At 70.5% G+C, this 9,309-nt stretch carries 10 protein-coding genes; 4 read left to right on the top strand and 6 right to left on the bottom strand.

Annotation, left to right across the window (positions count from 1 at the left end):
* Positions 1 to 435 precede the first annotated feature (435 nt).
* Both ACWDU4_RS15670 and ACWDU4_RS15665 read right to left on the bottom strand, forming a co-directional pair.
* Positions 436 to 1,077, bottom strand: coding sequence for a vitamin K epoxide reductase family protein (locus tag ACWDU4_RS15670; RefSeq protein ID WP_450114820.1), 642 nt, complete (start codon positions 1,075 to 1,077; stop codon positions 436 to 438).
* Positions 1,052 to 1,708 (bottom strand): DsbA family protein, encoded by a 657-nt coding sequence (locus tag ACWDU4_RS15665; RefSeq protein WP_450114819.1) that lies wholly within the window; start codon positions 1,706 to 1,708, stop codon positions 1,052 to 1,054. The genes ACWDU4_RS15670 and ACWDU4_RS15665 overlap by 26 nt, the downstream gene beginning before the upstream one ends.
* 130 nt (positions 1,709 to 1,838) lie before the next feature.
* Between ACWDU4_RS15665 and ACWDU4_RS15660 the strand changes: the two genes are divergently transcribed.
* From ACWDU4_RS15660 to ACWDU4_RS15650, 3 genes are all read left to right on the top strand, one after another.
* Positions 1,839 to 2,219 carry an ArsR/SmtB family transcription factor gene (locus ACWDU4_RS15660; protein ID WP_450114818.1) on the top strand — a complete coding sequence of 127 codons (381 nt, stop codon included), beginning with the start codon at positions 1,839 to 1,841 and terminating at the stop codon, positions 2,217 to 2,219.
* Positions 2,212 to 4,401: a heavy metal translocating P-type ATPase gene (locus ACWDU4_RS15655; protein WP_450114817.1), complete on the top strand. Its 2,190-nt coding sequence runs from the start codon at positions 2,212 to 2,214 to the stop codon at positions 4,399 to 4,401. Before ACWDU4_RS15660 ends, ACWDU4_RS15655 begins: the two co-directional genes overlap by 8 nt.
* Positions 4,402 to 4,482: 81 nt before the next feature.
* Positions 4,483 to 5,106, top strand: a complete 624-nt coding sequence (locus ACWDU4_RS15650; protein WP_450114816.1) for a class I SAM-dependent methyltransferase — start codon at positions 4,483 to 4,485, stop codon at positions 5,104 to 5,106.
* Here the strand turns inward: ACWDU4_RS15650 and ACWDU4_RS15645 are convergent.
* Together ACWDU4_RS15645 and hisI are read right to left on the bottom strand one after the other, a co-directional pair.
* A complete protein-coding gene (locus ACWDU4_RS15645) occupies positions 5,074 to 6,381 on the bottom strand; it encodes an MFS transporter (protein ID WP_450114815.1) in 1,308 nt (435 codons plus the stop codon). The two genes, ACWDU4_RS15650 and ACWDU4_RS15645, sit on opposite strands and share 33 nt — an antisense overlap.
* A 14-nt stretch (positions 6,382 to 6,395) precedes the next feature.
* A complete protein-coding gene (gene hisI / locus ACWDU4_RS15640; protein ID WP_345345785.1) occupies positions 6,396 to 6,740 on the bottom strand; it encodes a phosphoribosyl-AMP cyclohydrolase in 345 nt (114 codons plus the stop codon).
* 138 nt (positions 6,741 to 6,878) lie between these two features.
* Here hisI and ACWDU4_RS15635 point away from each other — a divergent pair, with 138 nt between their 5' ends.
* Positions 6,879 to 7,718: an alpha/beta fold hydrolase gene (locus ACWDU4_RS15635; RefSeq protein ID WP_450114814.1), complete on the top strand. Its 840-nt coding sequence runs from the start codon at positions 6,879 to 6,881 to the stop codon at positions 7,716 to 7,718.
* On the opposite strand, the gene hisF is transcribed toward ACWDU4_RS15635, so the two are convergent.
* Both hisF and ACWDU4_RS15625 read right to left on the bottom strand, forming a co-directional pair.
* Entirely contained in the window at positions 7,705 to 8,478 is a 774-nt protein-coding gene (gene hisF, locus ACWDU4_RS15630) for an imidazole glycerol phosphate synthase subunit HisF (protein ID WP_450114813.1), read from the bottom strand. The two genes, ACWDU4_RS15635 and hisF, sit on opposite strands and share 14 nt — an antisense overlap.
* Positions 8,475 to 9,308, bottom strand: a complete 834-nt coding sequence (locus tag ACWDU4_RS15625) for an inositol monophosphatase family protein (RefSeq protein ID WP_450114812.1) — start codon at positions 9,306 to 9,308, stop codon at positions 8,475 to 8,477. The genes hisF and ACWDU4_RS15625 overlap by 4 nt, the downstream gene beginning before the upstream one ends.
* Between the last annotated feature and the right edge of the window lies 1 nt (position 9,309).

Genomic DNA, 9,309 nt, shown 5'->3' with positions numbered 1-9,309 from the left:
TTTTTTTCTCCCCCCCCCCACTAATATAAACACCTAATTTATACTACTCTACCCCCCCCGTTCCCTTCACTCACCCCCCCATATCTGTGGGGGGGGGCTGCGAGCCCCGTTCGCTCGCACCGCGCCTCTCGCCCTGAAGGCTACTGGCAGCCGCACCCGCCGCCGGCAGTCGCCGCCGGACCACAGCACGTCGACTTCTCACTGTGGTCGCAGCAGATGGCCTGCCGTTCGGAGCTGCAACACGTGGGCGCCGCAGCCTGAGATGTTACGTCCGTTCGATCCGCAGCCGGGGCCTCGAACTCGTTGGGGTTGGTCATGGTGACTCCTTGATCGGTGGGATGGACACCAGATCAGACGGAGGGAACGGAGAATGGACGCACCGGGCGCTGCCACAGCGGCGAACCGACCCGCACGAGCCGATCACGGCCGCGTTCGTCACAGCAGCGTGGACCAGTACGAGTAGAACCGGTGGATCACCAGTGCGGCCACCGCCAGGAACCACACCGTGACCGGCACCAGGTGGTTCCCTCCCGCGGCCACCACCTCGGCACGTACCGGCCGGGAGAAGGTGCCGTGGTGCAGGTTCCGCAGGGTGACGTACCAGAAGATCGGGACGGTCACCGCCCACACGACCATGCAGTACGGGCAGAGGGCGCCGATGACGTAGAGACTCTGCGCGATCAGCCAGTGCACGAACACGACCGCAGCGGTCACCCCGACCTGCAGGCCCAGCCAGTACCAGCGGGCGAAGCGGGCGCCGGCGAGCAACCCGGCGCCGGTGGCCGCGACCGCTGCGAACCCCGTGATGCCGAGCAGGGAGTTGGGGAATCCGAAAACCGACGCCTGGGCGGTGGACATCACCGAACCGCAGTTGAGGACCGGGTTCAGGCTGCAGGACGGGATGTAGTTCGAATCCGCTGCGAGGGCGAACTTCTCGACCGTGAGCACGAACGCGGCCACCAGTCCCGTCAGGCCGCCGACGAGCAGCAGCCACGGCAGCGCCCGGTCGAACGGCGCGCTGTCACCGACCTCCGCTCCCGAGATGTCGGCGTCAGCCGAGGGCGGCGTCGAGCGCATCGGTCAGATCCTGGTAGGTGGAGGGCTCGAATCGTTGGCCGTCGAGGAAGAACGACGGGGTGCCCTGCACTCCGAGCGCTTCGCCGTCGGCGACGTCCGCGGCGATCCGGGCCGCGGTCGCCGGGTCGGCGTACGCGGCGTCGTAGGCGGCCATGTCGAGCCCGAGGTCGACGGCGAAGGCCCGGAAGACGTCGTCCTTCGGGACCCGCTGCTCACCCCACTCCGCCTGCGTCTCGTACATCCGCTGATACATCTGCTCGAAGTTGCCTTGCTGCGCAGCAGCTTCCACGGCCCGGGCCGCTCGCTCGGCATTGAAGTGCCCGGGCAGCGGGAAGTAGCGAACCACGAAGGCGACGCGGTCTCCGTACTCGGCGCGCAGGTCCTCGATCGCGGGATACACCGACCGGCAGGCCTCGCACTCGAAGTCGAGGAACTCCACGAACGCCGGACTTCCCTCCGGTGCCGACGAGAGACGGTGGCTGTCCGCGCGCACCACCGCCGCCGGGTTCGAACCGGCATCCGCGGCGGATTCGTCGGCCTCGTCTCCGGTTCGACCGACCAGCAGAATCGCCGCCACCGCGACGACGAACGCGACCAGCAGAGCCAGCGAGATCTTCACCCCGCGCGTCACGCGGCGGCATCCGATCCGGCGAATAACCCGGACAAACAGGGCACATTTTCCATGTCGGCACCCTAACGGCCGGCGATATGAGGAACCTGAGACGGTTCCCAGTCATATCAATGTCCATTAGAATATCGATATGACAGACCCCGCGGACACCTGCGACCTGCTCTGCCTCGACCTGCCACACGCCGAGCGGATCCGGGCCGAGCTCCCGACGCCGGCACGTGTCGAACCCGCCGCCACCGCGGCCCGCGCGCTCGGCGACCCCACCCGCCTGACCATCGCGACCGCACTGCGCGCCGGCGACGAGTTGTGCGTGTGCGACATGGCGTGGGTGGTCGGACAGGCCCAGAACCTCGTGTCGCATCATCTGCGGCAGCTGAAGGTCGCCGGACTGGTCACCTCCCGCCGTCAGGGCCGACTGGTGATGTACGCGCTGACCCCGCGCGGCCGGGCACTCGTCGACGCCGTCGTCGGCGCCCCCGAGATCGATGCACTGGAGTCCGAGCGTGTCTGACGCCTGCTGCGGGCCCTCACCCTCCGACACCGAGACCGGAGCACCCGAGCCCGACCGGGGCCCCGGCCGGTTGTGGCAGGTCCGCGAGCTGCAGTGCGCGGCCGCCGCGGCGATCCTGCTCGCCCTCGCCTGGGCGGTTGGCCGCGCAGGAGCCCACCCGGTGGCCACGGCACTCGAACTCGCGGCCGTCGTCGCCGCCGCGTCGACCTTCGTGCCCGCCGCGCTGACCAACCTCCGACACCGGCGAATCGGGGTCGGAACCCTGATGACCATCGCCGCGGTCGGCGCGGTCGCCCTCGGCCAGTACCCCGAGGCGGCGATGCTCGGCATCCTCTTCTCGATCGCCGAGGGACTCGAGCGCTACGCGGTCACCCGCACCCGACGCGGACTGCGAGCGCTCCTGTCCCTGGTCCCGCCGACCGCGACGGTCCTGCGCGGCGGCCACGAGATGTCGGTTGCGCCGGACGATCTCGCGCTCGGCGACCGGATGCTGCTACGCCCCGGTGAGCGGGCCGCCACCGACGGCGTGATCCGCTCGGGCCGCACCAGCCTCGACCTGTCCGCCATCACCGGCGAATCCGTTCCGCTCGAGGCCGGTCCGGGCGACGAGCTGTACGCCGGCACGATCAACGGCGGTGGCGCCATCGAGGTCGATGTCACCGCCCTCGCCTCCGACAGCTCCCTGGCCCGCATCGTGCACATCGTCGAGGAAGCCCAGGAACGCAAGGGCGCCGGGCAGCGACTGGCCGACACCATCGCCAGGCCACTCGTTCCCATGATCATGGTCGTCGCCGCCCTGGTCGCCGGTATCGGCTCGCTGTTCGGCGATCCGCTGCTGTGGATCGAACGCGCCCTGGTCGTGCTCGTCGCCGCCTCCCCCTGCGCGCTGGCGATCGCGGTCCCCCTCACCGTGGTCGCCGCGATCGGGGCGTCGAGCCGGCACGGCGCGTTGATCAAGGGCGGCGCCGCGCTCGAGGAACTCGGCCGCATCCGCGTCGTCGCCCTCGACAAGACCGGCACCCTGACCCGCAACACTCCGCAGGTCGTCGCCACGACCGCCGCGCCCGGCATCTCCGAAGCCGAGGTCCTCGCCGCAGCGGCCGCGCTCGAAGCACGCAGCGAACACCCCCTCGCCGCAGCGATCCTCACCGCCACCGCCACACCGGTGACCCCGGCCGACGACGTCACCGCGGTGCCCGGCCACGGACTGACCGGAACCCTCGCAGGCCGTGCGCTGCGGTTGGGAAAGCCCGGATGGATCGACGCCGGCTCCCTGGCCGCGGACGTCGCCGGGCTGCAGGAGGCGGGCGCCACCGTGGTGATCGTCGAACAAGCCGGATCGGCGATCGGGGCGATCGCCGTCCGCGACGAACTGCGCCCCGAAGCCGCCGAGACCGTCGACCGGCTGCGCCGACTCGGCGTCGACGTCGCGATGCTCACCGGCGACAACGAACGCACCGCCCACGCCCTGGCCGCCGACGCCGGGATCGCCACAGTCCACGCCGAACTGCTCCCCGAGGACAAGGCGAAGATGCTGCCGGTCCTCGCTGCGGGCCGCCGGGTCGCGATGGTCGGCGACGGCATCAACGACGCCCCGGCCCTGGCCACCTCCGACGTCGGCATCGCGATGGGGGCCATGGGAACCGACGTCGCCATCGAGACCGCCGATGTCGCCCTGATGGGCGAGGACCTGCGCCACCTGCCCCAGGTGCTCGCCCACGCCCGCCGCGCCCGCCGAATCATGGTGCAGAACATCGGATTCTCGCTCGCCATCATCACCGTGCTCATCCCGCTGGCCGCGACCGGTGTCCTCGGCCTCGCGACCGTGGTGTTCATTCACGAGTTCGCCGAGGTGCTCGTCATCGGCAACGCCATCCGCGCGGCCCGCTCCACCACACTGCCCGGACTCACCTCTACGTCGACCGCCGCGGGTCCGATCCACGTGAGCATCGCACCCGTGCACGGTCTCGCCGACGCGTGCTGCCTACCACCCGTGCCACCCTCGACGACCACCGACACCCCTCGGACCGGATCATCGACAACGCGCACGCCCATCACACCGGGCACAGTCGCGCCGAACAGTCCCCCGGGTCACGACTGCGACTGCTGTGCCCAAGAAGACCCCGGCCCGGCCCGCGCCGGTCGGACCACAAAACTCGACGGGGCGGACCGTCCGCACTGATCACCGAACCGCGGGCCGCCCTGGCGGGGCCGTGCGATGCTGGAGTCACACCAGGGACAACGAGCCGGTCGGGAGGCTTTCATGGGGTTCTACTCGGATCGGATCGTGCCACGCCTCGTGGACGTCTCGTGCGGGATGTCGGTCACCGGCCCCTCCCGGAAACGGGCGTGCGCCGGGCTGCACGGCCGAGTCGTCGAGATCGGGTTCGGGTCGGGGCTCAACGTCCCGTTCTATCCGGACGCGGTCGATTCGGTCAGCGCGGTCGAGCCTGCCGACCTCGGCTGGAAGCTGGCCGGCAAACGCCTGTCGGCGTCCACCGTTCCGGTCCAGCGATCCGGGCTCGACGGGCAGTCACTCCCGTTCCCGGACAACAGCTTCGACACCGCCCTGTCGACGTGGACGATGTGCACGATCCCCGATGTCGATGCAGCCTTGAAGGAGGTGCGGCGCGTCCTCAAGCCGGGCGGAACCCTGCACTTCGTCGAACATGGGCTCGCGCCGCACGAGAAGGTGCGCCGCTGGCAGTACCGCTTCGAGCCGATCCAGAAGGCCGTCGCCGGTGGCTGCCACCTCACGCGTGAGATCCCCGCCCTCGTACGATCCGCGGGCTTCGAGATCCGGGACCTGGACACGTTCTACGAGAAGGGCGCCCCGAAGATGATGGGCGCACTCTCACTCGGGGTCGCCACGCCCGTCACCGATTGACGACGGGAGGGGCGGCGCTCCGGTCGACGGGGTGCGCGCTCCGCGGCGGGCCCAGTACAGCACCGGAACGAGAAGCAACGCGAGCACGCCACCACCGAGCGAGAGCGTCGCATAGTCGGTCGCGGACATCACCACCCCCGACAGCGCGCCGCCGCCCGCACCGGCGAGGGCGATCAGGACGTCGATCGTCCCCTGCGTGCGCGGCCGGTTCTCCGGGACGGTGGCGTCGACGACCAGCGCCGTCCCGGCGATCAACCCGAAGTTCCAGCCCAGGCCGAGCAGTGCCAACGCCACGATCAGCAACGTGAGCGAATCGGCCGGCGCCACCGCGGCGGTCACCCCGGCGAGCAGCAGGGTGACCCCCGACGCGGCCGCCATCGGAAGCCGTCCGATCCTGTCGACGAGGACACCGGTGACCAGCGACGGCAGATACATGGCGCCGACGTGGATTCCGATCACCAGACCGACCTCCCCCAACGCGTGACCGTGCGCCCGCATGTGCACCGGGGTCATCGTCATGATGGCGATCATCGCGACCTGCGTGAGCACCATGACCGCGGCACCGACATAGGCGCCCACCCCCGGACGCGGCGGCGCGCCGTCGAGGGTGCCCGCGCCGATACCAGCGGAATCGAGTTGCCGGGCAACGAGATACGGGTCCGGACGAAGCAACGCGAACAGCACCGAACCCGCCGCGAGGTAGGCAGCGGCGGCGAGCAGGAACGGCCCCGACAGCGCAGGCAGGCCGAACGCCTCCGCGACGTGACCGAGCGGCTCGACGAGGTTCGGGCCCGCGACCGCGCCGAGGGTGGTCGACACCATCGCCACGCTGATCGCCGTCCCCCGGCGCGCTGCCGTGGCGAGATCCGTCCCGGCGTACCGCGCCTGCAGGTTCGTCGCCGTACCCGCGCCGTAGACGAACAGCGACACCAGCAGCAGGGGCACGTTGTCGCTCGCGGCGGCGAGAACCACCCCGATCGCACCGATGCCACCGGCACCGAAACCGAGCCCGAGGCCCACCCGGCGTCCGTGGCGCTGCGTGATGCGCCCGACCAGGAAGGCGGCGAGGGCCGACCCGAGCGTGAACAGGGCGGTCGGCGCGCCCGCCAGACTGTCCGAACCGAGCATCTCCTGCGCCAGCAGGGCACCGACCGTGATTCCGGCGGCCAGACCGGCACCGCCGAGGATCTGGCTCAGGACGACGACGGTCAATGTGCGCTTCTGCACCCGCCGCAGTTCCGCGTCGTCGAGGACGGACACCTGCGTATTCACCACTTCTACAGGTGAGATCAGGGGCGCGGCAGCAGCACGTCGGAGTCGAAGCAGGTGTGGGTGCCGGTGTGGCAGGCCGCGCCCTCCTGATCGACGATCAGCAGGACGGTGTCGCCGTCGCAGTCGAGGCGCACCTCGTGCACGTACTGGGTGTGGCCCGAGGTTTCCCCCTTGACCCAGTACTGCTGCCGGGAGCGCGAAAAATACGTTCCCTTACGGGTTTCCAGCGTGCGCGCCAGCGCCTCGTCGTCCATCCACGCGACCATCAGCACATCACCCGTCGAACGCTCCTGCGCGACAGCACTGAACAGACCGGCCTCGTTGCGCTTGAGCCGGGCCGAGATTGCGGGATCAAGACTCATGTGACCGTTATACCGTGGCACGTTTCCGGTCGACGCTCGGGGCGTGCACGGCCGTCGACCGGCCTTGACTCGCTCACCGCCACCGGAGAACACTCGGAAACCGAGGGTTCGGTATCCGAGGCGTCATCGGGAGGGGCCATGACGATCAGCTCCCGGAACATCCCCACCACACTCGGACGGCTGTCCGTCCGCTGCGTCGGCACGGGCCCACCCGCGCTCCTGTGGCACAGTCTGTTCGTCGACTCGGACTCGTGGCACACGGTTGTCGATGCGCTGGCGGTCGACCGCACGCTGATCCTCGTCGACGGGCCGTGCCACGGCGGCAGCGACGCCGCACCGGGCCGCTTCGACCTCGATGCGTGCGCCGACGCGGCAGTGAGCGTCCTCGACAACCTGAGCATCACCGACGCCGTCGACTGGGTGGGGAACGCCTGGGGCGGCCACGTGGGGCTGAGGTTCGCAGCGCTCCACCCGGCACGCTGCCGGTCGCTGGCAACCATAGGCACCCCGGTCCACGCACTGACACCGACGGAGCGGTGGGTGCGCGTCGTGCCGCTGGTCACCCTCTACCGGTTCGCCGGACCCGCGTCCCCCGTCACCCGTGCACTCGCCAAGGCCCTGCTCGGCACTGTCTGCCTCGTCGAGCATCCCGACTCGTCGGCGCGGGTCATGGATGCGTTCCGCCGCGCCGACCGCGCCGCGATGCTGCGGGCGATGCAGTCCGTCATGCTCGATCGCCCGGATCTGACCGACACCCTGCCCGGGGTCGAGGTCCCGACGGTGATGATCGCCGCGGCCGACGACCCGATGTGGAGGCCGGCCCAGGCCGAGTCGTCCGCCGCGATCATGCCGTCCGCGCGCAGCGTGACAGTGGGCGGCGGCGGTCACATCGCCCCACTGATCGCCGATCCCGATTCGGTGGTCGCGTCCGTGACGGCACTCTGGCGCGACCCGCGAGGCTACGTCAGCGGACGGTGATCCCGTCGGCTCGCATGGACGCCTTCACGTCCCCGATGGTCATGTCCCCGAAGTGGAAGACGCTGGCGGCGAGGACCGCGTCCGCTCCCGCCTGCACGGCCGGTGCGAAGTGCTCGACGGCACCGGCGCCACCGCTGGCGATCACCGGCACGTGCACCGCCGCGCGGACCGCGCGGATCATCGGCAGGTCGAATCCGGCCTTGGTGCCGTCGGCGTCCATCGAGTTCAGCAGGATCTCCCCGACCCCGAGCTCGGCGCCGCGCTGCGCCCACTCGATCGCGTCGATTCCGGTGCCACGCTTGCCGCCGTGGGTGGTGACCTCCCAGCCGGACGGCGTCGGCTGCTGTCCCTCCGGGACGGTGCGCGCGTCGACGGACAGCACGATGCACTGGGCGCCGAACCGGTGGCTGAGCTCGCGCAGCAGTTCCGGCCGGGCGATCGCGGCGGTGTTGACGCTGACCTTGTCGGCGCCGGCGCGCAGCAGCCGGTCCACGTCCTCCTCGGTGCGGACCCCGCCACCGACGGTGAGCGGGATGAACACCTGCTCGGCGGTGCGGGTGACGACGTCGATCATCGTGCCGCGGTCGGAGGTGGATGCGGTCACGTCCAGGAAGGTCAGCTCGTCGGCTCCCTGCGCGTCGTAGAGCGCCGCCAGCTCGACCGGGTCGCCGGCGTCGCGCAGGTTCTCGAAGTTGACGCCCTTGACCACCCGGCCCGCGTCGACATCCAGACACGGGATGACCCGTACCGCCACACTCATGTCGTTCCTTCCCGACTTGCGCCGTCCCGGTAGTCCCCCGGATCTCCCAGGGGGACGAGAATGTTCAAGATCTGTTCGTGCACACCCGGCGCCGCCGCGAGCAGCGACCGCGACCCGAGGTGCCACGGCTCGCCGGCGAGGTCGGTGACGACGCCACCCGCCGCCCGCACCAGCGCCACCCCGGGAGCGTTGTCCCACGGATGGTGGCCGTAGACCACCGCGGCGCCGAGCACCCCGGCCGCGGTGAACGCGAGGTCCGCGCCGGTGGACCCGTGCATGCGCAGCCGCCGGCACACCCGGCTGACCTGGGCCAGGGCCCGCACCCGGTACTCGCCGGGGATCGGACCGCGGCCGTCGAGGTTGAACGCGCCGAAGCCGACCATCGTTTCCGTCAGGTCCCGCGGGGTCAGCCGCGGCAGTTCCTCACCGTTGCACAGCAGGGGACCGTCCACGACGGCCGCGTAGCGCCGGTTCATCATCGGCAACCACGTCAGCCCGAGGATCGGCTGACCATCCCTGAGCAGCGCGAGCAGGATGCCCGCGTTCGGCAGTCCGGCAGAGTAGTTCAGGGTGCCGTCGACGGGGTCGAGCACCCACACCAGTCCGGTGTCGAGATCGGGACCGCCGAACTCCTCGCCGTGCACCGGGATCCCGGTGCGGTCGACGAGTTCGGCGGACAGTCTCCGCTCCAGTTCGAGGTCGACCGCGGTCGCGAAGTCCCGCGGCCCCTTCGCGACGGCGCTTGGCGCGCCGACGCCGGCGAGGAACCTGTCGACGACCCCGTCGAGCACTCCCCCGGCAACCGTGAGCAACTCGTGTGGGTCGGTCATA

It is taken from the genome of Rhodococcus sp. NPDC003348 (assembly GCF_053589375.1).
Note: the sequence above shows the minus strand (reverse complement) of the source record. Positions and strands in the feature narration are given on the sequence as shown.